Below are 26248 nucleotides of genomic sequence, written 5' to 3'. Positions count from 1 at the left end.
TTAGAAGTGAGATATTAGACGTGAGATATGAGATATGAGATATGAGAAGTGAGATATGAGATATGAGAAGTGAGAAATTGGAAGTTAGAATAGTTAGCAGGTTAGATCGCTTCGTCGTACCTTCTCGCGACTTCACAAATCAACGACTCTGCGGCTACTAGCTTATGGCTGCTGGCCTATAGCCATTTGCCATCTGCCATCTGCCATCTGCTAATAGCCATTAGCTTCTCGCTTACGACTTCACAAATCAACGACTCTGCGGCTACTAGCTTATGGCTGCTGGCCTATAGCCATCTGCCATCTGCCATTAGCTATCTGCCATCTGCCATCTGCTAATAGCCATTAGCCATTAGCCTCTCGCTTTACGGCTTTGCAAATCAACGACTCTGCGGCTACTAGCTTATGGCTGCTGGCCTATAGCCATCTGCCATCTGCCATTAGCTATCTGCCATTAGCCTCTCGCTTTACGGCTTTGCAAATCAACGACTTCACGATCTCCCCCAATCGCTAATATATTCGACCCCGTCAGGGTCGTCTGATGGATGTCACATTTTTCTATGAATATATGACCCCTACGGGGTCAATCTTTACGCCAAGAGCCACGACTTTACGAACAACCCATCTAACTACGAAGTAGTCTTCACGGTTCCACGGCCTTGCACTGGGGGAAGGACCGGCATTGGTTCGACTGCGTCAGCGGGCCGCCATAATAGCCGTTAAGAACCGTTCCTTGTCTGAACGCAGTAAGTTCGGAACGGTTTAGGCTATGATAAGGCACGGTAGCACCAAGAACCTCGGCCGGAGGACCTTGTTTACTTGGGTCCTTCCAAGTAAAACCCCGCCCCGGGTTGAGGGGCAATATAGATGTGAGAACTCAGATATTAGACGTGAGATATGAGAAGTGAGATATGAGATATGAGAAGTGAGAAATTGGAAGTTAGAATAGTTAGCAGGTTAGATCGCTTCGTCGTACCTTCTCGCGACTTCACAAATCAACGACTCTGCGGCTACTAGCTAATGGCTGCTGGCCTATAGCCATTTGCCATCTGCCATTAGCTATCTGCCAATAGCCATCCGCTATTAGCCTCTCGCTTTACAATTTTGCAAATCAACGCCTTTACGGCTATAGCCATCTGCCATCTGCCATCTGCCATTAGCTATTAGAAGATCGATTGCTTCGTCGTCGTCTCTCCTGACGTCTGGTTTCCGGACGGGCTTTTCGGTACGCCCGCGGGCAGCGTGACCGTAAATATCGACCCCTGGTTCGGATTGCTGGTGGCCGTAATCGTTCCTCCGTTCCGCCTGACCAGCTCGCTGCACAACAAAAGACCTACACCTGATCCGCGTTCTCCGTCCGTACCGAACATGGGGCTTTGAAGGTGCAGAAACAATTGCGTGGCTTTTTCCTGTTCCATGCCCGTCCCAAAGTCAATGACCTGAAGATGTACCTGTTGTCCTTTCGGTTTGGCCGTCAGGCATATGGATGCGTTCGGGAAGCTGAATTTAATAGCATTACTGACCAGATTGCGTAGAATGATTCCCAGCTGGTCGTAGTCGGCGAAGACGAAGAGGCCTTCCGGTATATTGATGGTAAACGTAATGGCCTTTTGCTCGGCCAGGGGTTCGAAGAAGTAGCAGGTTTCTTTGACCGCGTTACGTATATTAATGTAGCTCGGGTGGGTCTCTATGCCGTCCAGGTTTTTACTGCTCCAGTGGAGGAGATTTTCGAGGGTTATATTGAGCTGCACAACGCGTTTGTTCATCAGGTTGATGGAATGTTGTGCATTTTCTGCCGACAGCAGATTGGCCTTGAAAAGCGAGAGCATGTTCTGCAGGGACGCCAGTGGGCTTTTGATATCGTGGGAGACAATGGAAAACAGGTTCTGCATATTGTCGTTTATGTCCTTCAGCCTCTTATGCTGCTCTTCGATCTTGGCCTGATAATCATATTGGATATGTTTAAAGAAAGCGATAATAAAAGCGATGAAGAAGAGCGCACCTACGGTATTCATCATTTTCCTGCCCATGGAAAGTTGATCAGCCTCTATGGCGGGGTTGGGGTAAAACGTCAGCCAGACGATAATCGCGATAATGCTTCCTGCAAAGAGGGTTTGTAGCCATTTGCTGTCGTATACCAAGATACTGACAATTAAAATGCTAAGTAAAAAATATATCGATCCGTTCTGATAAAAATAATTACCAAGCGTGAAGAAGATGAAATTAAAGCCCAACAGCATGATCCGCGCGGTACCATAACGGCCGACGCGATGAAGCGCAAAGACGGATGCGGAAACGAGACAGTTTGATAGATTAATGGCCGAAAGCAGATAGCGGGACTCGGAGATATTTAAAACAAAAAAAAAGAGAGTCAGCGGAGCACACATAGCGGCAATAAGATTGAGCATCTGTGTACGCTTATTTTCCAAATAGGACCTCCCCGGATTTACTCCCGTGTTTATGAGTCTTTTATAGATAAATAAGACATCTCCCATTTCAGGTAAAGCGATTCCTTTCGGTCGTTGGTAAGTCGTAAAGTTACGAATAAAAAAGTTCGTGGCAAGCGTTGGTCCGCTCTTGTGGGGCAGATATGGCCATTGCCGCGTTGCCGATACGATTTTTTACGGAGTGTAAACCTGTAGAGAACCATTCTGCATTTTTTCTGTTATAACTTAGGTGAATAATTTGTTGTTAAAGTAAAGAAAAGGAGATTGACAATGGTTAAAAGAAGGGTAGCAGACCGCAGGTTCCGTTTTCTGGCAGCTATAGGCGTTCTAATTTTTACCGCATCGTGCGGTAATACGAAGCGGGATTCACACCGGATTAAAAATGGAGGAACCGATTCGCTGGCGCACGATACAGAATATGGATTGCAGATCGTCCCACAGGAGCCATTGGCCACACCATCAAAAAATAAGTTTGCCAAAATTTTAGGGTGGAAAGAAGGCCGGCATCCCGAGGCGGCCAAGGGCTTTAAGGTGGCCCGCTTTGCGGATGGGCTGAATAGCCCGCGGAATATATATGTAGCACCGGACGGAAATGTTTTCGTGGCACAGGCCCGTACGGAAAAACCGGGCGATAAAGATGAGAAAGTAGATTCGAGGAACCAGTTTAGAAGTGCGAGCCCGAATGAGGTGTGGCGGTTCCGCGACACGGACGGCGACGGGATGGCCGACGAGAAGGAGATGGTGCTGTCAGGCCTGTCCCAGCCCTATGGGATGCTCGTGCATGGAGACTGGTTTTACGTTGCCAATACGGATGCGCTGCTAAGGTTCCCCTACAGGGATGGCAAGCCATTGGGGACCGGTGAGAAGCTGGTCGATCTGCCGGCGGGTGGGTATAACAACCATTGGACACGCAATATTGTGCTGAATGCCGACAGCTCCAAGATATTTATATCCGTAGGATCCGGAAGTAACGTGGGTGAAAACGGCATGGAACATGAGGAGCGGAGGGCGGCCATATTGGAGGTCGATCTCGATGGAAAGAATGAGCGTCAGTTCGCTACGGGTATCCGCAACCCTGTAGGTATGGCGATCGAACCCCGTACGTCGACTTTGTGGGCGGCCGTGAACGAGCGGGATGAATTAGGCGATGAGCTGGTGCCCGATTACATTACCTCCGTCAAGGAAGGCGGTTTCTACGGCTGGCCGTATGCGTACTGGGGAACTCACCCCGACCCGCGGTGGGAAAACCGTCAGCCCAAGACCTTGGTTGCGCAATCGATCGTGCCGGACTACGCCTTGGGCGCGCACACAGCGTCCCTGGGACTCGCTTTTAATCAGGCGCCGGGCTTTCCCGAGGGAGCCTATGTGGGGCAGCACGGCTCGTGGAACCGGTCTACCTTTTCGGGATATAAGGTGTTGTTTATACCGTTCGATAAAGGGAGGCCGAAGGGAGAACCTCAGGACTTCTTAACTGGTTTTATTGCGAACGAACAGACCAATGAAGTTTATGGCAGGCCCGTCGCGGTGGCGTTTACAAAATCCTATATGCTGGTGACAGACGACGCAGCGAATGTGGTTTGGAGTGTGCTGGTGGAAGACTTTAAGAGTAACGAGGAGCGCACAGGACAGTAAGCGTCCTTCGGACAGTTTTGGTCTGCCGAAGGACGTATAAGCGGCTGCCCATACATAGCGGTCGAAAAAATACGTATGGGTATGTCTTTCTCTAGTAATAGGCTGCCTGCAGTAGCGGACGACCTTGTTCGTCTTTTTCGAAGGCGGCGAGAAAAGCTACCTGATGCCCTTCTAATTTCAGGAATCTGGAGATAAAATCTTCGTTCCGCTGTGTGGATTCTACCCGTAGTATGAAATCTTCGTCATCTAAATCGATGGTGGCAAACTTTACATCTTTTGATACTTGGTAAAGTTTGCTGATCAGATGCGAGCGCTCTAAAATAGTTCGAATAGAAGTTTTGAAAATCAATACATACTTTTTCATGGTTGTACTATTTGTTTAGATTGTACCGGTCTGTATGTCGCAATGGACACAGAACAAATATGCAAGGATTGCACCTTATCCGAAATAGAAATTCGGGCGAAACGGACAAAATTTCGGTTGAACTGCCCATTCATTCGGCGAATGGTTGGTCAGCGGCCGTGAACTTATCCCTCTAACCACTGTATGAACGTGTGGTATTTTTCTTTGCTTACGGAAATTTTGATCGGATGCTCCACATGAAGGGTCAGCACCAGCTTGCGGGAGAGCGTCATGTTCGCGAAAGCGATGGTATCCCGTTTCAGGATGTGCTGCCTGTTGACCCGAAAAAAATCGGCCCCCAATAAATGCTCCATTTCTTCGAGCGACTTGTTGACGATATATTCTTTTCCTGTGTGTGTCTTCACGAAAACATTTTCATACTCTATGTAGCAGAGTGCAATATCCTGCAGCTGAATGGGGATAATTTTATCGCCGTGGATGACAATCAGGGATTTTTTCCGACCATCCGGTAGCTTCGCCGGCTGATCTACGGCATTTACCATGTCTAACGCCGACTTGTTAAATGTTTGGCGGAGCATACGGTATTTGTCTAACGTCCGGTGGATGCTTTCGTCCGAAAACGGCTTTAGAATATAATCCAGCCCAAAATGCTGAAAGGCTTCGAGCATGTATTGGTTGTAAGCAGTGCAGAATACAATCGGGGCCTGCGGCTGAACGGCTTTGAAAATATCGAATGACTCACCATCGCCCAGCTGTATATCGCTGAAAATGATATCTATTTCAGGCGGGTTTTCGAAATAGGCAATAGCCTCCTTGACGCTCGACAGCCGCGCGCATAGGTGGGTAGCTGGTTCCAGTCGTTTTAAAGTAAGCGCTAGGTCTTCGGCCGTTAAGTCTTCGTCTTCAATGATGATGGTTCTCATGCCTGAATAATTTTGACGTGTACTTCGAAAGCAGGACCGTCTTCGCGTATGATCACGCTATCTTTAAGGTAGTAACTAAAACGTTCCTTCAAATTGTTTAAACCATAGTTGTTGTTGTCTTCGACAGATGTTTTGCGGGGGCATACGTTGTTGCGGACAATGATCCAGCCGTCCTTCTCCAGAATGGTGATATGCAAGGGCTGTTCGGTGGTGTATAGGTTGTGCTTTAAAGCGTTGTCCACTAGAGGCTGTAGCGAAAAAATTGGAAGCAGGTCCTTGTACACGGCTTCCGACACCTGTATATGATACTGTATAGCTTCCTTAAATCTGATCTTCTGCATAGAGAGATAGCCCTCGCATAGGTTCAGCTCCTGCTTTACGGTGGCCAGCCCATCTTCGGACGTCATAAAGCTGCCCCGCAGGTAGTCTGAAAGCTGTAGCAGGTACGACTCGGCCATGGCACTGTCCTTTTTGATCAGTGATTTCAGGCTCGAGAGCGCGTTAAACAGAAAGTGGGGCTGTACCTGCTGTCTAAGCATCTGGTTTACGGCGCGCTCCTTCAGCTTATCCAGTTTTGACCTTTCCAGTTCGAGCTGATTCTTAAAATAGTCGGTCATCAGGAAATAGAGCCAAAGTAGGACAATAAAATTTAAGATTGCGGCGCGGAAACCCGAGAGCAGAAAGAAATTCAGCGTTGAACCTTCGATCATCAGGCATTCTTCATGTGTCAACATCCCCAGATGAGCCGAAAAGGCTAACATCGACAGACAGACGGTAAATGTGAGCAGGAAGCTCAGCAATTTAACTTTAAGGGGCGACTTGATTGGGTCTTTGACGTCGAAATGTATGTGGAGTACGAGATTGCATAGTATTATGCTAAAAAAGCCGATGAAGCCTACGCCTGTGTTTAACCAGAAACGGGACTGATCCTTATAAAGGGAGTCGATGACGAGGATAGCAACGATGCACAGCGAGAAGCCCGCGCTACGTTTAATCCAGTATTTAAGAGGATAATCACATCTGTTACGGAGAAATCCCATGTTTGTCTTTTGGGTACAAAGATAACCGAATCTTTGATATTCACCTCCGTTCGACAATTCTTTATGACCTCAGAGATTTCATAGCAAGGGCAGGAAGGCGCTTTCATGCAGGCTTTTCGGGATAAGTCAGGGAAGGAAATGCAGCTTGAAGCGGCTATTGAATTAGCTTCGTTGTCGCTCCGCTTGAAATCACCATTTTTCTGAAGCCCGTCGAAACAGTCCGTATGACTTGTCTTTTTCAGTTGCAACGCAGTTATTACCTTGACCAGACGGCGTACTAATCTGCGGCGAAATCGTTAGGCCGGACGGCCTTGCCTTTTCCAGATGGATTTTCGACGTTTCCTGTCGCTTCCGATGAGGTAGCCGAACGGCTGAAGGCTCGGGATGCTGTCGCATGTTATCTTGACAATTCCCGTCACAGGTATCGCGAGGATCATTCCCGGTACGCCCCAGATGGCTTCGGCAGCCACGAGACTGATAATCGTGAATAAGGGGTTGATGTTTACCTCGTTGCCAACGATAAGTGGCTCTAAAAGGTAGGTCTGTACAAACTGCACAAGGGCGTAGATGATAATGACGCCAACGACCATATCGCCCTTCCCGCCCTGAGCCAGAACGCCGAGGATGGTTATGGAAGTCCCGGTCAGGTTGCCGATAAACGGAACAAGTTCCAGAACACCACAAAGCACGGCGAAGAAAATTGCGTTCTCGACCCCGACGACGCTAAACCCTATGCCGTATAAAATCCAGAGCACAACAATCATTTTTACGAGCCCGCCCACATAGTCTGTAGCCACTTTGGCCGACGAATGGGCGATGTTCAATGCTCTTTCCTGATCGTTTGGCGCCGAGATCCGGATAAGAAAACTCTTTATCCGGCTGCGGTAAAATAAGAAGAGGTAGGTGTATACGAATACCAGAACCATATCAACCAGCAGCCCGACTAGTTTGCCGGCAAAGTTGCCGGCCATTCCGTTGGTGGGGGTAGGCGTCACCTGTTCTTTAGCGATATCTTTTTGTTGTTCCTGATCAATCCCGAACTGGTTATGTATCCAGTCCTGAACCCTGGACAGCAATTTTAACATATTCGCCTTCATGGAGTCAACATTTTCTGCGAAACTTTGCACCTGCCAGCTGAGGATGAAGAATAGAGCGGCTACCGCAAGGAGTAGGATGAATACGGAGAGAAGAGCCGTAAGCCATCGGGGCAGGTTCCTTTTTTCCAGCTTCGCCGAGAGATTGACGAAAAGCATCGAAAGGATAGCTGCAATAGCTATCGGGGCGAGTACGCTTTTCGCGTACACCAGGATGATGACCGTCAACGTAAAAATTAATAGAAGCTTTAAAATGCTTGTGGTATGTTTTGCGTTCATTTTCGAGTTGATAACACAGATAGAACAAACTATCCTGCGTTTCGTTGTGTCCTCGTACATACCCCCAGCCGATGTTGTAAATCGGTTTTTTACAACATGACGTTATTTTAACAAAAAAGTCTACTAGATTAATAGGATTAGTGTATTTTTGCGCTTCGGAATTATGTTATTTTAAAACTATGTCGCTTGTTACTTGTAAACGAATGTGTATAGGAGATAATTGAGGAAAGAATTATCTCCGATAAAGGTCCGCAGTGACGCATCAAACATTTCTATTTGAGCAGTAGCTCATCACCTTAACCATTTACTTTTGAATGAATACGTTGAACTTTTTTAGTTTAGTGGGGACCGTTTTTGCTCTTGGAACGGGACAGCTCTACGCACAGACCACGATACGGGGAAAGGTTATTGACCAGCATAACCAGCCTATCCAGGGAGCAAGCATTACGGATAACAATACGAAGGTACAGACACAAACAGATACCAATGGCGAGTTCAGCCTGCAGGTGAAAGCGGAGCAGCCTTCCGTCACGGTTAGATTCGTGGGGTTTGAAGAGGTTACGATCACCGATCTGAATACCGATTTTCTGACCATAAAACTTAACCCGACGAGCTCCGAACTGACCGAGGTTGTGGTCACGGCGCTTGGCATATCGAGAGAGAAAAAAGCGCTGGGATATGCTGTTCAGGAAGTAAAGGGCGTGGAACTCCAGACCAGGCCGACAAACGCGTTGAGCGCCCTGTCAGGTAAGGTTGCGGGATTGCAGGTTGTGACATCGGGAGGAAATATGGGGGGCTCTTCGCGTGTGACCCTTCGGGGCATAAATTCCATTTCGGGCAATAACCAGCCGCTGTATGTCGTTGATGGCACCCCGATAGATAACACCGATCTGAACTCTTCATCTACGATCAATGGAAGCGCGGGGAAGGATGTCGGCAACCTTATTCAGGATCTAAATCCGGATGATATCGAAAATATCTCGGTTCTGAAGGGGCCTTCGGCAGCGGCACTGTACGGTGCACGTGCAGCCAACGGCGTCATCCTGATCACCACCAAGAAGGCCGTCAGCGGCCAGCGCACACAGATCTCCGTGAATACGGGGTTAGACCTTGAGCATGTTGTCCGCCTTCCAAAACGACAAAAGCTTTATGGACAGGGATACTCCACGACGTTCCAGACCGTAAATATCGGCGGGAACGACTATAAAATAGTGGACTATGCTTCTGACGAGAGCTGGGGACCACGGCTGGATGGTACGGAAGTGCTGCAGTGGTACAGCTTAAATCCCGAAGATGAGGCGGACTACCTGAAGCCGACGCCTTGGCTTTACCCTAAGCACGACGTCAACTACTTTTTTAGGACGGGACTCGCCAATACCAACAATATCGCTATTGCGGGGACTTCAGACAATACCGCGTACCGTCTTTCTTATACCAACAAAAATGTCGGGGGTACGACGCCGAACTCGACCTTGTCGCGTAACGGGCTGAACTTTTCAGGTAGTACGCAACTGGGGCGGCTAAAGATATCTTCCACGTTAAACTATATCCGGAATGCTTCGGTCGGAAAACCGTGGACCGGAGCTTCGAACCGTAATATTATGTTGGAGGCCTTCCAATGGGGCGCCGTACAGGTAGACTATAAAAGGTTGAGGAACTATAAAAGGGAAGACGGCACGCCGCTGGCCTGGAATAGAACAAGCTGGGAGAACACGCCGGCGGCCGAGGCAACGCGGTTCATCGATAACCCTTACTGGTCGGCGTACGAAAGCTATCTGGAAGAGCGGCGCGACCGCTTTTACGGTAACGTGGGGGCGCAATACCAAGCGTTGGACTGGCTCACGCTCGACATCAAGGCGCATGGCGATATTTACAATTTTCAGGCCGAAGACCGTATAGCTGTGTACTCAAGGAGCCAGTCGCAATATGAGGAGTCGGGCAATGCGCTAAACGAATATAATTACGAGTTCTTAGCCACAGCCAACAAAAGATGGGACAACCTTTCTTTAGTAGCCAATGTAGGAGCCAACCTACGGGATCAGCAACGGAAGGTCAATTACGCTGTTACGCAGGGAGGGCTCACCATTCCGAATTATTACAACCTGAGAAATGCGTCGGCAGTGACAATTGAAAACTATAAATACCATAAGCGCATCGCATCGGTATACGGAAGTCTTTCTTTGGGTTATAGAGACCTGTTCTATCTGGATGGAACAGTGCGGAATGACTGGGCGTCGACGCTGCCTGTAGATAACTATTCGTTTATTTATCCTTCAGTCACGGGGAGTTTCGTTGTCAGTGAATTACAGGGCCTTAAAGATTTAGGCTGGCTTTCTTTCGCAAAAGTACGATTGGGATGGGCGCAAGTGGGGAATGATACCGACCCCTATCAGTTGCTAAAGGTCTATGAAGCCGATCAAGCATTCTCGGGAATTCCGTCGTACAGTCTGCCCAGCATATTAAACAATGCTGCACTGAAGCCCGAGATAACCAGCTCGTGGGAGACCGGAATGAACCTACAATTGTTTGGCAACCGTGTGGGATTTGATGTGACTTATTACAACAATAGCTCGCGTAACCAGATTCTTCCGGTGCCGGTGTCCTCTGCCTTTGGCTATGACGCAAAGGTGCTGAACGCTGGAGAGATTACAAACAAGGGGGTAGAGGTCATACTAAGTGGTACGCCTATCAGGAGGGAGAACGTCCGGTGGCATACCGCGGTCAACTGGTCCCGCAATGAGAATAAGGTTGTTAAGCTGGATGAGCTCGTGAACACGCTTACGCTGAGCAATACACTTGTAACTCTTGCGGCCCGTGAGGGAGAGTCTTATGGACAGTTGCTGGGATACGACTTTGTTTATGCGGCCGATGGAAGGAGAGTGGTGCAGGCAGACGGAACATATATGCGCACATCCCAGCTCGTTCCTTTAGGGTCGATATTGCCCAAGTTCCTATTTGGATTTCAAAATACGATAACGTACAAGAACTTCGATCTGGGATTTCTCATTGATGGACGGGTAGGAGGTAAGTTCTTCTCCCAGACCTATAAGGTTGGGATGTATGCCGGAATATTGGATAAGACAGCCGCTAATAATGTTCGGGAAACAGGTGTTGTTCTGGACGGTGTAAAGGGGGATGTGGCTTTTCATGCCGACGGAACCTATACCGTTAGTAATGCTAGGGAAAATGACACGCGTATCACGGCTCAGCAGTGGGCCAGGAATGAGTACAACGGGCCGACAGCCTTTTCTATCTTCGACGCCACGTTTGTGAAGCTCCGCGAAGTCACACTGGGATATACCTTTAGACTAAACAGCGATAAAGCAGTAAGGGGCTTGGGTGTGGCTGTCTACGGCCGTAACCTGTGGAACATCTACACGAAGAGTAAATATATCGATCCCGAGTTTACCTCGAGCGGGGGAAATGTTCAGGGGATCGAGGGTGGCAACATGCCTACTCCACTTACCTACGGCTTTAACATCAACGTAAAATTTTAGCATCATGAAAATATCGAAATTATATAAAATTGTTCTTTTGGGATTGATACTCGTGGCGGGGAGCAGCTGTTCCAAGGATCTTTTTGAGGAGATCAATACGGATCCTAACCATCCCTCCTCGGTGTCTACCCCTTATATTCTGGTGAGTGCGGAAAAAAAGCTGGTTGACGCATTGCGTAGCGAAGAGATCGGGCTGCGGGGAGCACAGTTATATGCGCAGTATTTCAGCCAGCATATTTATACGGATCAGTCGCGTTATGTGATCAATACTTCATATGCCGATAATTACTGGTCAGGGATGTATAAAGCGCTCAACAACTTAGACGAAATTATCAAACTCAATACGGACGAAAAGACCAAAGCGCTTGCTGCCGCTGGCACGGCGGGCCGTAATGCGAACCAGATCGCCATCGCCCGCGTGTTAAAGGCGTTTGCATTTCACTCCTTGAGCGACGTGTTTGGTGATATTCCATATCAATCATACGGATCGGACGATCCAGACTTTCAGGCTCTACAACAAAATCCGGACAACCTGACGCCGGCGTACGCAACACAGGAAAAGATTTATAAGGACATCCTTCAGGAGCTGCGACAGGCAGGAGATACGTTGATAAAATACCGTTCCGAAGCGACCTTCGGCCAGGCCGACGTTATCTATCGCGGCGATAATGCAAAATGGGCCAAGTTTGCCAACTCGTTACGCTTAAGGTTGGCCAACCGTATCGCTAACAAGGAGGCACAGTTTGCAAGGGACCATATCGAAGATGCGCTGGCCAAGGGCGTCTTTTCGTCGAATGCCGACAACGCTGTGTTTCGCTATTCGGAGACGTCACCAAACGAGGCGCCGCTGTTTCGGGCAACGGTGACGGCAAACCGGAAAGACTTCGCGGTATCGCACGTTGTTGTGGAAGCGCTTCAAGGGAAGCGGGGTCCCTTTACGGCGCAGGATCCGCGGTTGCCTAAGTATGCGAAGACCAACGCCGCGGGTGCGTACGTGGGGCATCCCTATGGACTGCCGCTGGATGCGGCCAACGTGTTTCCGGTAACTGCGATTTCCCTGCCCGGCGACATTATCAATGCGGCCGATTATGCGGAGGTATTGCAGGAATACGCGGAGGTGGAGTTTTTGATAGCGGAGTACAAGTCCTGGGACCAGTCTGCATACGAAAATGGTGTACGGGCTTCTCTGGAAAAATGGGGAGTAGCCGACGAAGACGCCAACTCGTACCTCGACCAGCTGCCGGCCGCATCGAAAGAAACGGTGTTGACACAGAAATATTTAGCGCTTTTTAACCAAGGTATAGAGGCGTGGTCGGAAATCCGTCGGACAGGTTATCCTTTATTTCTGGTGAAGAAGGATGATATCGTCTGGTCCGGCATAGTGGAAGGGCAAACGCGAACCTACCGTTTTTCGCCTGAGGTCGGCGACGCCATTCCGTCACGCTTTGTTTATCCGTTAAAAGAACAAAGTGTGAATCGGGAGAACTACAGACGGGCGTTGGCTGGACAGGGCGACGACGTGCTGTGGACCAAAGTCTGGTGGAACAAATAACTGTAAACGAATGATTGGAAAGCCAGTGGAAGCTGCTGTCTGTTAACGATAGGCAGCAGGGCCACTGGCTTTACTGTGCATAATCGTCACAGATTCTACCTTAAGTGCAACTTTACAGGGAAATTAGAGCGTATTAATAGGGATAGCATCTCTATCAATACCCTATTATACCCCTATTAACCCCCTACTAACCCCCTATAAATATAGAAGAAATATACAAGGATGTTTCGACCTGCTAGGAATGGTAACCAAAAAGTAAATCTTTCATTTTTGCAGTTACCTCTCTAGGTGGACAAGTTTCATTGCCACCAACTTCATTAGGGAGTTTTTTGTATTCACCTTCCTATGTGAATACGCTTAGTAAGAAAATATGCTCTGCTCAATTGAGATTTAAAAGTGAAAATACTTATAATGTCCCTAAGTGGGCGTCAAAAGAAGTAGGTGAAATTTTTAAAATAACAAGAGGAAATGTCTTAGCTAAGAATCTATTGTCAAATGCAGCCGGCAATCCTCCTCCGTGCCGAAATGCGCCGTAAAACGGGATGTGTTCATCGCTCTTCTTTTTGCTGTGCCAATATATTAGAAATATTAGGTGGATTTACGGAGAATCAGTAAATTGTAAAACTAAAAATATGCTAATTTTGCTTGGACAGGAATATGGATTGATCTATCAGGACCGGCCAGCATTAAAGGCAGGGGGATAAGTCGGACGGTTGCGAAGCAAGCATGGAAGCTCGGGCGCCGCTGGTGATGGTAGGTTTAACAAGTAAATAGAAACCAAATGAAAGTATTAATATTCAACGGTGCATTAGACCGCCGTCCGCGATCGACATCGGAGCGCGTTGCTAATCATCTGAAAGATAAGTTGTCCGCACGTGATGTGGAAGTGGACGTGTTTAATATGGCTGAGGCGGGCATTCCGCTATTTGATATGCAGCTCAACAAGATTCCGACTGCCGTAGAGCTTATGAATCTGCGCTTCACTAACGCCGATTTCCACATTTGGCTTACGCCGCTTTATCATGGCGGGATGACGGGGGTGATGAAAAATTGCCTGGACTGGCTGGAATGCAGTTCGAAGATGTCCCGTCCGTACCTGAGCGGTAAACGCATCGGCCTGGTCTGCTGGGCAGACGGTGTTCAGGCAATGCAGGGGATCAACGGGATGGACGTCGTCGCCAAGTCGTTGCGGGCATGGACTCTTCCTTATAGCGTTCCTATTCAGAAAAAGGATTTGTTTGATGCCGAAGGCAGCGTGAGCCCCGAATATGAGCAGCGGTTTCAGCTGCTGATAAACCTGCTGCTCGAAGGACCTTTGCAACATACTGCACACCCGTTATAGTGAGAGCCTGTTCATGTGCCGTTGACCCGCGGAAGGCGCCCGTTTCTGTTGCTTGGTCGATATAGCACGAGAGACGGCGCCGGCCATAACGCGCAGGGACGATGGCATGGCTTCAGAAAAAGGCGTGTCATGGTGTTAAAATCTGCCGCCGATGCCAACGAAATGCCGGTTTAAACGTTATTCATATACAATCCCGAGACAAGACACAGAACGTATGAATAAGCAGTTTAGAGGTATATTAGATTCGGATATGAGTGCGGCATTGGCGAAGCAGCTGTTTCAGGATGCCACACGGGAGCAGTCGGTCGATTATATTGGAAACGTCAAATCTTTCAGTTTCTCGTTTCCAGACTATTGTCTGAGCAAGCTGGACATGGATTGGCTGCGCATCCTCCATTGTGCGTTCGTCTGTACCAAGGTCGATGAGCGCACTTATCGGGTGATCAAACCGAAAGACCCCACCGAGTTTTACCGCTGTTTCAGGAAATGGGATAGCTGTCGATAGGTGTAAACCAAGATGACGTTTGCTGTTCTTCCGACAGTAGAAACGGCGAGATATCGTCATCCCGCTCCCGCGTAATTTTTGCTGCCCCCCCCCTGATACGCCCCCGATTTCGTTGCGGCTTTTCCGGATTATGTCCGAAAATTTTCTATTTTAGCTAAGGTTAAATCTATAGATAAACGTGGTGGTTATGGAAGGACAACAAATATTGTTAGTGGAAGATGAGAAAAATGTAGCCGAATTCATCATTCAGGGACTGGAAGAGGACGGTTACAAAGTTTTTCATGCGACGCGATACGAGGATGCCCTTCATAAGCTGCAGCGGAATGCGGTTCATCTTGTTATTCTCGATGTGCTTCTCCCTGAGATGAACGGATTGGAGATATGCAAGAACCTGCGTGCCATCGGATATACGGATCTGCCGATTTTGATGGTGACAGCCCTGGGCAGCGCCGAAAATGTGGTGCTAGGGTTGGACAGCGGTGCGGACGACTACCTGTCCAAGCCGTTTAAGCTGATTGAGCTGAAAGCCAGAGTGAGAACATTAATCCGCCGTAAACAGGAAATTGCCAAACAGGTACAGTCGACCGAAAAACGCAAGTTCAACTATAAATTTCTGGAAATCGACGACTACAAAAAGGTGGCGTACGCCGACGGTCATGAGCTTAACCTCACGTCTACGGAATACCGCCTGCTTCTCCTCTTTATACAGTCGCCTGAAAAAGTTTTTGAGCGTAGCGAGCTGCTCGATAAAGTCTGGGGAATAAATTTCGACATCGGCTCGAACGTAGTTGATGTATACGTGAACTACCTGCGTAAAAAGATTGAGCGTGTAACGCCGGTTAAGGCCATACATACCGTTATCGGGATGGGATACGTGTTAAAAGTGGAGAATGCATGAGAAACTATAATAACACACTGTACGCGCTGATTGCCATACTGGTCATTTACACGGTGGCGTTTGTGGGATTTATCATGTATTCGATTACGAACTTTGCGTTTGCCGACTTTTATAAGCGTCTGGATCTTCGGCGCAATCTGGCGGCAGAGCATATGTTCAACGGAAAAGGAAGCCATACCGGCTGGTCGCTGACCTACGTGGAAGAACTTAACAACCAGCGCGAATTTGTCATTGAGTTTGACGGAAAATCATCGATCATACACACAACGGGCTTTGATACATCGCTGTGGAATCAGGTACAGAAAACGGGAGAAAGTAATTTCAAAGTGGGGAATACTTTCTATTCTACAAAATATTACCCCTACAAAGGGAAGCATTACATCGTAGGCGTTTCGGCAGAAAATTATTTCTACACGCACCACTTAAACTATCTGCGCAACCTGCTGCTGATAGCGCTGGTGTTGGGCGTTCTATTTGTCATCGTCGTCTCCCTCCTTGTTAAGCGTTCTTTCATAAAGCCTATTAACGAACTGATAGATGAGGTAAAAAAAATCGGATCGGAAAATCTCTACTTACGTCTGAGCGAGGAAAAGGATAAAGGCGTTCTGAACAAGCTGGCCAACACGTTCAACCGAATGCTGAACCGGATAGAGACATCGTTTGAAACGCAGAAAAATTTTATCAGCAATGCTTCCCACGAGCTGAATACACCTTTGACGTCTATCATCGGTATCGCCGATCTTGCTCTTTCTAAAGAGAGGAGCGTTGAGGAATATAAGCAGGCTATGCTAAAAATTGTCGACGCTGCCGAGAAGCTGGAAAAGAAAACGAGCGCACTTTTATTGCTGGCGAGGACCGGCTATGAAAACAATAACCTTAACTTCAAGCCCGTGCGCATCGATCAGATCGTAATGGACGCCGAGATGACTGTCAAGGCCATCAACGAACGATTTCATATCAAAACAGATTTCAGCATGCTTCCGGACGACAGCATGAAGCTTAAGGTAAACGGCTCTGCCCCTTTGTTGCAGTTAGCCATCTCTAATATTGTCTCTAATGCCTGTAAGTATTCCGCCAATCACACGGCCTACGTGGCCTTAGGCGCCTTTGAAAATGGTGTGCTCATTCTGATCAAAGACGAGGGAATCGGTATTCCGGAGCAGGAGCTTGCTTATATTTACGATCCCTATTTCCGAGCCTCCAACACCGCGAATTTTTCCGGCTATGGGATCGGTCTTCCCTTAGCCCGAAATATAATAAAAATGCACGAGGGCGACCTGTCGGTATCTTCGACGCTGGGAAAGGGGACAACCGTCCGGATTGAACTGCCCACCATCAAGCGTCTTTAATCCTGTTTTAATCTTTCTTTATTTTCTAATCCTGTTTTAATCTTCTGCCTTAAAGTCTAATGGAAATCTAATAGCGGTTTCATGCCGTTGCTATGTGCGCGACCTACCTTTGTATTAAAATAAAGTTTATGTCAGGTATACAGCGTGTTCTTGTTCCTACAGATTTCACCGTAGATTCTTTGCGTATAGCGTTGGAATACTTAGAGAACAATGTTGATAATCAACGGGTCGAATTGGTGTTAGTTTGTGGATATGATCTTGGCGATTCTATTACCGGACTGCTGGGCTTTACCAAAGATGATCATCTGGCGAGGCTGCAGGGCGAAGATTTTGTTAAGGGTTGTGAGATGATCAAGTCGCGTTTTAAACAGACGGTCGTGGAGATGTACGCGGATCTGTTGATTTCAAAAAATGCGCGTTATGTACGGAATTATCTGAAAGGAAACCGCATTACGCAAGTGGTGCTACCGGAGACATACGGATTCCGTTTTTTCAACCGTCATTCTTTTGACATATTGAACGTGTTGAAAGCTGTTGGGTTGGAAGCATTGCCCGAAGTTGTTTCGCTGCCTGTCGTAGGAAACGAGACGGACAATATCGATACAATGGACAGTATTTTTTTCAGGAAAGGATGGAAGGTTAGCTATGAGTAGGGATGTATTGATTAAGATAAACTACGTGTTTGTGGCGCTGCTGTTAATCGGAGCGTCGTTGACCGTTATGTACCATGAGAACCCTGAACGTTTGATTCAGGGCGAGTGGGTTGAGAAAGACTGGCGCCTGGAGAAGGCGAACGCGACGCCGGCGTCGGCTTCGACATCTGAGTTGCAGGAACGGTTGAAGAGGGAAATCCTTCAGAATATTGAGGATCTGCATCTCGGCGTGTGGCGCTTTTACAAGGATGGTACGCTCGAGTCGGCAGAAGCTGGACAGGGTAACGGACTGGAATGGGTTATCAAGGGTAGAGGGCACGTGCTGGAAGTGCGGAAGGACGGAAAGACCGTGGAGAGTTTTCAGATCCAGCAAATCAGTAAAGATAAGCTGGTGCTGCATTTAAACTTCGACCTGCAGGTAAAGGGAATTATTGAAATTGTTTTGGAAAGAAAGGGACAGATAGACCAGTATGCTAAGAAAGTATAGCAATCATAGAACATTAGGTGATAATCTGAAGCTAGGTGGGCTGACGGCCTTTTCGGCGGGCATGGTTAACGTAGCATCGGTTACCGTATTTTTTGCGTTCACGTCGAACGTGACGGGGTACTATGCTGTATTTGCGCAGGAGCTGAGCAAGGGCAACTGGTATCAAGGGGCGGTCGTGCTGCTGTGGATACTTCTGTTTTTTATCGGAAGTTTCCTGTCCAATTTCGTGATTATCCAAGGGAAAGGACGTTGGAGCCAATATATTTCTCATGCTATACCCGTGATGCTGGAATTTTTAAGTATTCTGTTTGTAGGGATATATCTGGACTTTTTCTATAAAAATACGTTGCAGGAGACGGAGTTTCTGGTTGCCGCGCTGCTGTTTGCCATGGGGCTCCAGAACGGGCTTACGGCAAGTATTTCAAACTCTGTCGTGAAAACCACGCACCTGACAGGACTGACGACAGACCTGGCCATTCTGGTGTCCATGTTCAGTAAACGTGAGAACCGGGAAAACAAGGCGTTGGTAGACAAATTTCACTTGCTGCTCACGATTATGATCGCGTACGTACTCGGCGGTCTGTTTGCGGGGTTGGGCTATCTCTATCTTCAAAACGGAACCTTCTACCTGACCTGCGCGATCCTGCTGATCATTGCACTGTACGATTTTTATAAACTGACGCGCGTGAAACAGCTATTTATAAAAAGACGTCGGGAAACCTGTCCCGCGTAAAAAAAGAAAACGGTTGATTATATGTATAGTAAGAGGAGGTTTGGTGACGCAGTTCACCAACCTCTTTTTCTATCGGTCTTTTTGCCCGTTTAGTCGTTTACTGTCAGTTCACCGCGAATGTTCTTTTCGACCCAATATGCTACGGATTCCTGATCATCAAATTGTCCCTGTAGATACATCAACTTGGTAACGGCGGCTTCGAACGTCATATCGTACCCGTTTAGAACGCCGATAGCTTTCAGTCCTTGAGATGTCTCGTACCTGCCCAGCTCAACCGATCCTACCTTACATTGCGAAATGTCGAGGATATTCTTGCCATTTTTTACTGCGGCCGCCAACATATCTAAAAACCATTCGTCGGTCATTGTGTTGCCCGATCCGAATGTCTCCATGACGATACTGCGGACGTCGGCGTCGAGTATAGCACGTATGAAGTCGGGACTGATGCCCGGAAAAAGCTTTAGAACGCCCACGCGGTTGTCGAGTTCGGTGTGCAGGATAAATTCCTTATCGGTATTATCGAGCAGGGCCTCCCGGTTGTAGTTGATGTGTATGCCGGCTTCTGCCAGTACGGGATAGTTGGGCGAGCGGAACGCTTCAAATTTTGCCGAATTGTATTTGAACGACCGGTTTCCGCGGAACAGCTTGTTATCAAAAAGTATACATACCTCCTGGATGATGGCCTTTCCATTCTCTTTAGCCGATGCGATTTCCAAGGCTGTCATCATGTTTTCCCTTGCGTCGGTTCGTATTTCGCCGATTGGCAGCTGAGATCCGGAAAGAATAACCGGCTTTTGTAGTCCTTCCAGCATAAAGCTTAAGATGGAAGCCGAGAACGACATCGTGTCTGATCCATGTAAGATGACAAAGCCGTCGTAATGTTCATAGTTGTCTTTGATAATCTGGGCCATTTCCAACCATATTGATGGCTTCATGTTCGAAGAGTCGATGATCGGCGTAAAGGAGTGTACGGTCAGTCTATAATTTAATCGGGCCAGATCGGGTAGGTTTCTCGCGATCAGCTCGAAGTCAAACGGGACGAAGGTGCCGGTATCCGGATCTTTAACCATTCCTATGGTTCCACCTGTGTAAATAATAAATATGTTCTGCATGGTTAATGCTTAAATCCCAAATATTTTTTTAGCGTTTTCGGTCGTGATTTTGGCGACGGTAGCCAGGTCGACTTCGTGTAGGTCGGCGACTTTTTGGGCGATATGGTGCAGATAGCTGCTTTCGTTTTCTTTTCCCCGGAAGGGTACGGGCGCGAGGTAGGGGGCGTCCGTTTCCAATACGATATGCGAGAGATCTATTTCTTTTACAACGAGATCTAAGCCGGCCCTTTTGAATGTGACCACGCCGCCGATTCCCAGCGAGAAGCCGAGTTCAATAGCCTGATGGGCCTGCTGTAGGTTGCCCGTGAAACAGTGAAGGACGCCGAATAGCCTGTCGTCTTTCAACTCGTTCAGGAGCACGAAGAGTTCATCGAATGCTTCGCGGCAGTGTATATCGATTGGAAGACCGAGGGATTTCGCCCAACCGACCTGTATGCGGAATGCCTCTTTTTGAAACGCCAGCGTACTTTTGTCCCAATACAGGTCAAGGCCGATTTCGCCAATGGCATATACCTTATGCACAGAGAGTAGGTGCTCCAGCTGCCGAAGGTCGTCTTTGTACGATTCCTTGACCGAACAGGGGTGAAGGCCTAACATCGGAAAGCAATGTTCGGGATAGTCGTTTACCGTTTGGAATACGGCAGAAACAGACTCCGTGTCTACATTTGGTAAAAACAGCCTTTCGATACGGTGGTCGAAACACCGCTGCATCTGTTCTTCCAGTTTCCCGGTTCCTGCGTGGTAATATATATGTGTGTGTGTATCCGTTAGGACATATGGTTCAAAAGACATAGCTATATAAAAGATAACGCGGCTAAATTTAGGACTTTCGTATAAGAAGACATAGCGTAATACGAAAAAACGCGAGATTAATAATAATCCCGCGTTTTTATTGTTAATCTGATAAGATACTTAGTTGTTTGCTGTAGAGTCTGCCGGTGCTTTCGGACCAGGAATGATGTCTACCAGTTCCACATCGAACACTAACGGCGCATATGGAGGAATAGCACCGCCGCCACGTTCGCCATAACCTAAGCTAGAAGGTACCAATAACGTCGCTTTTGTTCCTTTGCTGAACAACTGTAGGCCTTCTGTCCACCCTTGGATAACTGGATCGTGTCCAAGACGGAAACGGATAGGTTCGTATTGACGCATCGGGTTAAACGTGTTGTTTTTCTTTGCGATGTCAGCGTTGTTGGTGTCAAATACTTTTCCTGATACCAGTGTACCGGTGTAGTTAACAACCACCGTGTCGCCAACCGCAGGCTTGTTTCCGCTTCCTTCAGACGAAACAACATATTGCAGACCTGATGCTGTTTTCTTCGGCTCTAGCTTGTTGCTGGCAATATATCCGGCCAGTTTGCCCTCTTCGGCTTTTTTAAGTCCTTCGATCTCACCCTTGAAATATTGGTCGATCTGAGCGTATAAGGCTGAATCGGTTAGGTTGCCTTTTTTGAAATGCTTTCTTACTTTGATGGTGAAGGTAACAAACTTGTCCGCAAATTCAGGCTTTGGTTGTCCGGTCTTCGCAGCCATCGTATCCAGATTTAAGCGGAAGATAGCGCTATCGCCCTCGCCGAGTAATTTGAACATCGAGTTATAATCGCCTGGATATAAGCCCGGAATAGAATCTGGAGCTATATTTACAATCTGCGGCAGGCCAATATCATATGTACTTTGCAGTAAAGAATCTTTTCGGTCTGACTTGACAATCATGTCAACGGATAATAGGTCTCCGGCTTTTGCTTTCTCGCCTCCGGCATCTTCTACGATTTTATATTCGAGACCGCCGTCGCCCTTCTTAAAATTCTGACAAGCTGCAGTCGCTAACAAGGTGACAGCTGCCGATAGGAATAAAATTGATTTCTTCATTTTGTTGATATAATCACTAAGTTATTTTGTTAATATTTCTTTATATTCTGGTAATATCGATTTAAACTTGTTAACGACGGCGCCTAATTCCTCGTTGGAACTGCCTCCCGACGCATTCAGGTGTCCTCCTCCGTTGAAATACTTTTTACAGATTTCATTGCATGGAATCTCGCCAATTGATCGCAAAGATAATTTAATTAATTCGGTTCTGTCAATAAATAACGCAGCTAATCGAATGCCTTTAACGGATAATGCGTAATTCACCAGCCCCTCGGTGTCGCCCGTGGTAACCTCGAACTTCTCGAGATCGTCTTTGGTCACGGCAAAGATCGCCGTGTTGTATTCAGGAATAACTTCGAGGCAGTTTAATAGGCAGTAGCCCAAAAACTTCAGACGGTTTTCCGTTGAGCTATTATATACATACTCGTGAATCTCCCAGTTTTTTGCGCCAGCTTCAATTAATTGGGCAATAATCTGGTGTACCGCTGCGGTGGTCGAACGAAACCGGAATGATCCCGTGTCTGTCATGATGCCTGCATATAGACACGTTGCAATATCGGACGTCAGCGCCCCGCGGTCGCCATTAACGTCGCAGATAAAGGTGTATATCAGTTGGGCCGTTGCGGCGGCGTTCGGATCCCAATAGCTTACGGCAGCAAAATCTTCGGGATCCAGATGATGATCAATCATCCACTTCTGCCCTTCAGCTAAACGGATAATCGGTTCTAGCACGTTTGTACGGCTTAGTGCGCTATAGTCTAAGCAGAAAATGATGTCGGCCTCTTTCAGCAGCTTCTCGGCCACGTCGGGAGCCTGTGGATAAATAATTACTTGCTCGCTGCCCGGCATCCAATCTAAAAAGGAAGGAAAATCCGACGATAACACGATCTGTACAACATGTCCTTTAGCCTTCAGCCAGTGGTATAAACCTAATGAAGAGCCTAGTGCGTCTCCATCTGGTTTGTGATGGGTGGTAACAACAATGTTTTTAGGTGTAGCGAGTAACTGTAAATTATTTTCTCCTGTCAGCATATGTATTCTAAGTTTGCAAACCTACTATAATTTTATTGGTTAAGGAAATTTTTTAAGCATAAGAATGCTTAAAAAAATGTTAATCCTTAGTGGCTTGCGCAACCCGGCGGGTCCTACAAATTTACGGTTTTCATGCTGCATCCTGTGGTTGTTGTGTCCCCGATAAAACCGCCGTTTTTTATCCGGCGTCGTTTGCTCAGTTTTTAAAAGCATACAGCTTTTTATCCCGACGTATACATAACAGGTAAGGAGCGCTGTTATAGTCTATCTTTCCGTAGTAAAAGCCGGGCAGTGCCTCTACGGGAAACCCGTCCAGAAGTTCTCCTTGTTCGTCGAAAAGGTATATCAGTGAACTGCCACGAACTGCGATCCCAAGGAGGCGGCCTCCACCGTTTGCGGCAAACAGCTGTGGACGGTCCTCGATGATCTGCGTAAAGGTATATTCATGGTGGGTCGCGCTGTCCTGTATGTCCCGTAACAGCAGTTGTTTCTGGTCGATGGCCACTATAGATCTCGCATCCTCGTTCCCCTGTGGCGAAAACGCGACGATAGCTTCGGGGGCCGAAGCGCCCAGGCTACTTTTCGCAGGTGTGTGCTCGAAGTCGATTGATAACAGATTTCCCGCTGTATCCACTGCGTAAATGGCGGTTTGCTTTTGTGTGTTGTCGGCCAGTCCAATGGGGTTTTTAAAATGGCTTCCCTCGATTACGACTTCTTTTTGCAGTTCGCCGTCCGCACCAAACTGATAGAAGTGTCCGCGGTCGGTGCCCACGAATACACGGTCGTTTTTAACTTTGATGTCGAATAATATGCGGCCGTCCAGTTCGACATGATCCCAATCCGTTACTTTTTTGCCTTCGAGGGTATATACAGCTATACGTCGGCCGGCCGGAACAAATATCAGCTGCTCCCGGCCTACCTGAGCGATGGTCGGCGAGTACGAAGGCTCGTAAGGCATATGTAATGAAAAGCCCGGGAGGGAGTTGCCAAAAGGATCAAAGCGATACAGTTGATTACGGTCCGTAACCGAAACAAGCGAACGGTCCGCCAGCTGCTGGGTTTGCCCGACGATCCGGCCATGGAAAACCGCCGACCACAGTTTTTTTCCTGTCGGATGGATCGCATGCACGGTATGATCCTGTTCCTGAATGAGGATGAACTGGCTGGTATCGGAATGTTCAAACACGGCGGGAGCCGTTATTGGGCGGTTCTCAAACGCATAGGTCCACGCCGGCGTAGCGCCTAAAGCGCTTTTGCTTTTGTATATGCCATAGATACTGGAAAGAAACGTTCCGCTGTTTCCCGATATCTGGACCGACCAGGAGTAGAAATCTTGGTAGCCAAAATTGTCCTTGTCCTGAAAGTTTTTTGCGTATGCGGGCTTTAATAAATTGCTGACCGTACCTGCTGCCGTCCGCGTACGGAGGAAGTAGGTTATATTGGCTTCATTCCCTTGTATTCGCTCGAAATTTTTGAATCCCAGCGTGTTGATCAGCAGGTCCGACCGCCGCCAGTCCTGCTGATAGGTGTGAAGCAGGCTTTGGTGATTAGCCAGCACCAAGATGTTCTTTAGGCGTATGAAATAGGGGCGGGAGAATGCTTTTAACGGGTCTCCGAATAGGGCATACGGTATATTGGCGTGGTTGAACCGGTATATGGAATCTGCGACTTCCGACACAATGGGCGCCGCAGCCTGTCTCCACGCTGCTGTGTCGGCCAGCACCACAAAGGCCAACGTCGTTTGGTTGCTCTGCTCGACAACAGCAAACTCCCGTCCGAATGCCGGACGCAAATCGGTCTCGAACGATACGCCTTTATCTCTCTTGATCTGGGAGAATTGCTGCTGAAGCTGATCCAGCTCCTGCCTCGCCGTGAATAACGCCGTCAGATCTTGTCTGAACCGCGCGGTATCGCTGATCGCGAATGATAGGTAGCTGGCTGTGCTCTCGGGAAAGACGTTATACAAACTTTGGGTCGTCTTCGCTTGATGCCCGTATATTTCAAGGTAGTTGTCTTTTTTTCCGGAAGTCTCACTCTCGCCGCTGAGTATCAGTGCGTCGTTTTTAAAATTCAGATTCCATGCAGATTTTCCGCCAAGTTGTTCAAAGAGGCCCAGCGTATCGCCTGACTTACGGCGTAATACCTGCTTAGCGATCTGCGGAATCTGATCATGTATAAAATAGACACTCATCGGTGAGTTCCGGTTGTTGTTGTCTATGAAGTAATCTATATGCGCTTTTTCCAGCTTGGCCGCGTTGTCGTCTAAAATCTGATGCAGAAGGGGGGCGGAGTAAGAGGCAAAAAATATCCCCTCATGGTAAAGTACATGAAACACGTCTGCTGCTTCCTCTCCGGAAAAGCTAAAAAACCGGCTGCCCAGCGTATCCTTTTGCGTTACCTGATAGGTTTTTCGGAGCTCATCGACGATGGCCGGAAGATCTGCTTTCTCGACAGGAGTCAGCGTGGGGATGGTAAATAGAGGTGTGATCTGTTCTTTTTCAGGGTGAAAAGATATGTACATTTCGACACCGTCTACATAAGGTTGTAAGGAGGCATTTCTCAGGATTTTCGCTTTCAATGATGTCCATCGCTGTATAGCTTCGCTGCCAACGAGTGCGTCGAATATCTCGAAGTCCTTAAATATATTGTCGGATGTGGCATCATTGTTTAGGGTTGCGATGAGGAAGGTCTCTTTTGGAAGAAAGGTCATGGGACGTAGTGTCTTCTTTTTGTCACCGTCCAGATTGGCGAAATAATATATGGAAGCTCCAATGACCGCTATGAATAGTAAAATCGTTGTTATAATCGTGTTTCTCATCGCACTAAGCCTGTATCTACCCAAAAATAAAAAAATAAAGTGTATTTGTTTGATCTCCCTGAATTTTGGTAGAGTACCCGCGCCGTGCGGCAGCTAACGGCCGTTTCAAAGCGGACGGTTTAAAAATTCACGAAGTTTAAGCGCAATATGCCTTATATTTTATACATTTATATGCGCAAAAAAGATACATTAGATTTTAATCTCTTTTATGAATAAACAAATTATATTGACAGCGGCCTTTTTTGGGCTTACCGCTGTGATATTGGGAGCATTTGGTGCACATGGATTAGAAGGGAAAATTAGTGACTATCATCTGGATACCTGGAAGACGGGGAACCAGTACCACTTTTATCATACGTTGGCTTTATTATTCTTGTCTACCTTTTCTAGAGCGAAGAATGCATCTATCCGTGTTTCGTTTATTGCTTTTACATTGGGTATACTGTTATTCTCTGGCTCCTTGTACCTGTTAAGTGTCCGGGAATTGCTCGGGATGGAAAGCATGCGACTGCTTGGTCCTGTTACTCCACTCGGGGGGCTTTGTTTTATTGTCGGCTGGGTCGGCCTGTTTGTAGCCGCCCTACGAAACCGCTCATAGACATCTGAAGTAAGTTGCCGTGTG

General features: G+C 47.6%; 21 protein-coding genes. 11 read left to right on the top strand and 10 right to left on the bottom strand.

Features of this window, described 5'->3' with window-relative positions; all coding sequences use genetic code 11:
• Window positions 1-1160 precede the first annotated feature (1160 nt).
• Window positions 1161-2405, bottom strand: a complete 1245-nt coding sequence (locus tag BC792_RS07220; protein WP_170249983.1) for a sensor histidine kinase — start codon at window positions 2403-2405, stop codon at window positions 1161-1163.
• Window positions 2406-2714: 309 nt separating this feature from the next.
• Between BC792_RS07220 and BC792_RS07215 the strand changes: the two genes are divergently transcribed.
• On the top strand, window positions 2715-4076 hold the full coding sequence (locus tag BC792_RS07215; RefSeq protein ID WP_148908320.1) for a PQQ-dependent sugar dehydrogenase: 1362 nt from the start codon (window positions 2715-2717) through the stop codon (window positions 4074-4076).
• Between the two features lie 91 nt (window positions 4077-4167).
• Here the strand turns inward: BC792_RS07215 and BC792_RS07210 are convergent, their stop codons facing one another.
• From BC792_RS07210 to BC792_RS07195, 4 genes are all read right to left on the bottom strand, one after another.
• Complete coding sequence (locus BC792_RS07210) at window positions 4168-4440, bottom strand: hypothetical protein (protein ID WP_148908319.1); 273 nt, start codon at window positions 4438-4440, stop codon at window positions 4168-4170.
• A 164-nt stretch (window positions 4441-4604) separates the two neighbouring features.
• Window positions 4605-5363 (bottom strand): LytR/AlgR family response regulator transcription factor, encoded by a 759-nt coding sequence (locus BC792_RS07205; RefSeq protein WP_148908318.1) that lies wholly within the window; start codon window positions 5361-5363, stop codon window positions 4605-4607.
• On the bottom strand, window positions 5360-6403 hold the full coding sequence (locus tag BC792_RS07200) for a sensor histidine kinase (RefSeq protein ID WP_148908317.1): 1044 nt from the start codon (window positions 6401-6403) through the stop codon (window positions 5360-5362). Before BC792_RS07200 ends, BC792_RS07205 begins: the two co-directional genes overlap by 4 nt.
• A gap of 296 nt (window positions 6404-6699) precedes the next feature.
• A complete protein-coding gene (locus BC792_RS07195; RefSeq protein ID WP_170249982.1) occupies window positions 6700-7776 on the bottom strand; it encodes an AI-2E family transporter in 1077 nt (358 codons plus the stop codon).
• Between the two features lie 314 nt (window positions 7777-8090).
• On the opposite strand from BC792_RS07195, the gene BC792_RS07190 reads away from it, so the two are divergent.
• The 9 genes from BC792_RS07190 (at window position 8091) to BC792_RS07145 (ending at window position 18792) form a co-directional block, all read left to right on the top strand.
• Window positions 8091-11273, top strand: a complete 3183-nt coding sequence (locus BC792_RS07190) for a SusC/RagA family TonB-linked outer membrane protein (protein ID WP_148908315.1) — start codon at window positions 8091-8093, stop codon at window positions 11271-11273.
• A 4-nt stretch (window positions 11274-11277) separates the two neighbouring features.
• On the top strand, window positions 11278-12825 hold the full coding sequence (locus tag BC792_RS07185) for a SusD/RagB family nutrient-binding outer membrane lipoprotein (protein ID WP_148908314.1): 1548 nt from the start codon (window positions 11278-11280) through the stop codon (window positions 12823-12825).
• Window positions 12826-13606: 781 nt separating this feature from the next.
• Window positions 13607-14167 (top strand): NADPH-dependent FMN reductase, encoded by a 561-nt coding sequence (locus tag BC792_RS07175; protein ID WP_148908313.1) that lies wholly within the window; start codon window positions 13607-13609, stop codon window positions 14165-14167.
• Window positions 14168-14381: 214 nt separating this feature from the next.
• A complete protein-coding gene (locus BC792_RS07170; RefSeq protein ID WP_148908312.1) occupies window positions 14382-14672 on the top strand; it encodes a hypothetical protein in 291 nt (96 codons plus the stop codon).
• 187 nt (window positions 14673-14859) lie between these two features.
• Complete coding sequence (locus BC792_RS07165) at window positions 14860-15570, top strand: response regulator transcription factor (RefSeq protein ID WP_148908311.1); 711 nt, start codon at window positions 14860-14862, stop codon at window positions 15568-15570.
• Entirely contained in the window at window positions 15567-16919 is a 1353-nt protein-coding gene (locus tag BC792_RS07160; RefSeq protein ID WP_148908310.1) for a HAMP domain-containing sensor histidine kinase, read from the top strand. Before BC792_RS07165 ends, BC792_RS07160 begins: the two co-directional genes overlap by 4 nt.
• A gap of 128 nt (window positions 16920-17047) precedes the next feature.
• Entirely contained in the window at window positions 17048-17572 is a 525-nt protein-coding gene (locus BC792_RS07155; protein ID WP_148908309.1) for a hypothetical protein, read from the top strand.
• Window positions 17565-18059 (top strand): hypothetical protein, encoded by a 495-nt coding sequence (locus BC792_RS07150; protein ID WP_148908308.1) that lies wholly within the window; start codon window positions 17565-17567, stop codon window positions 18057-18059. Before BC792_RS07155 ends, BC792_RS07150 begins: the two co-directional genes overlap by 8 nt.
• On the top strand, window positions 18043-18792 hold the full coding sequence (locus BC792_RS07145) for a YoaK family protein (RefSeq protein WP_148908307.1): 750 nt from the start codon (window positions 18043-18045) through the stop codon (window positions 18790-18792). The genes BC792_RS07150 and BC792_RS07145 overlap by 17 nt, the downstream gene beginning before the upstream one ends.
• A gap of 89 nt (window positions 18793-18881) precedes the next feature.
• On the opposite strand, the gene BC792_RS07140 is transcribed toward BC792_RS07145, so the two are convergent.
• From BC792_RS07140 to BC792_RS07120, 5 genes are all read right to left on the bottom strand, one after another.
• A complete protein-coding gene (locus BC792_RS07140; RefSeq protein WP_148908306.1) occupies window positions 18882-19904 on the bottom strand; it encodes an asparaginase in 1023 nt (340 codons plus the stop codon).
• Window positions 19905-19913: 9 nt separating this feature from the next.
• Window positions 19914-20696 carry a TatD family hydrolase gene (locus tag BC792_RS07135; protein ID WP_148908305.1) on the bottom strand — a complete coding sequence of 261 codons (783 nt, stop codon included), beginning with the start codon at window positions 20694-20696 and terminating at the stop codon, window positions 19914-19916.
• Window positions 20697-20816: 120 nt separating this feature from the next.
• Window positions 20817-21776, bottom strand: coding sequence for an FKBP-type peptidyl-prolyl cis-trans isomerase (locus BC792_RS07130; RefSeq protein WP_148908304.1), 960 nt, complete (start codon window positions 21774-21776; stop codon window positions 20817-20819).
• A gap of 21 nt (window positions 21777-21797) precedes the next feature.
• Window positions 21798-22808: a DHH family phosphoesterase gene (locus tag BC792_RS07125; RefSeq protein ID WP_148908303.1), complete on the bottom strand. Its 1011-nt coding sequence runs from the start codon at window positions 22806-22808 to the stop codon at window positions 21798-21800.
• Window positions 22809-23004: 196 nt separating this feature from the next.
• Complete coding sequence (locus BC792_RS07120; protein WP_148908302.1) at window positions 23005-25626, bottom strand: PQQ-binding-like beta-propeller repeat protein; 2622 nt, start codon at window positions 25624-25626, stop codon at window positions 23005-23007.
• Between the two features lie 208 nt (window positions 25627-25834).
• Between BC792_RS07120 and BC792_RS07115 the strand changes: the two genes are divergently transcribed.
• Window positions 25835-26224, top strand: a complete 390-nt coding sequence (locus tag BC792_RS07115) for a DUF423 domain-containing protein (protein WP_148908301.1) — start codon at window positions 25835-25837, stop codon at window positions 26222-26224.
• The last annotated feature ends 24 nt before the right edge of the window (window positions 26225-26248 follow it).

This window comes from Sphingobacterium allocomposti, assembly GCF_008124885.1.
In the GTDB taxonomy this organism is placed as follows: Bacteria; Bacteroidota; Bacteroidia; order Sphingobacteriales; family Sphingobacteriaceae; genus Sphingobacterium; species Sphingobacterium allocomposti.
The sequence above is the reverse complement of the archived record's forward strand: the minus strand, read 5'-3'. Positions and strand labels throughout refer to the sequence as shown.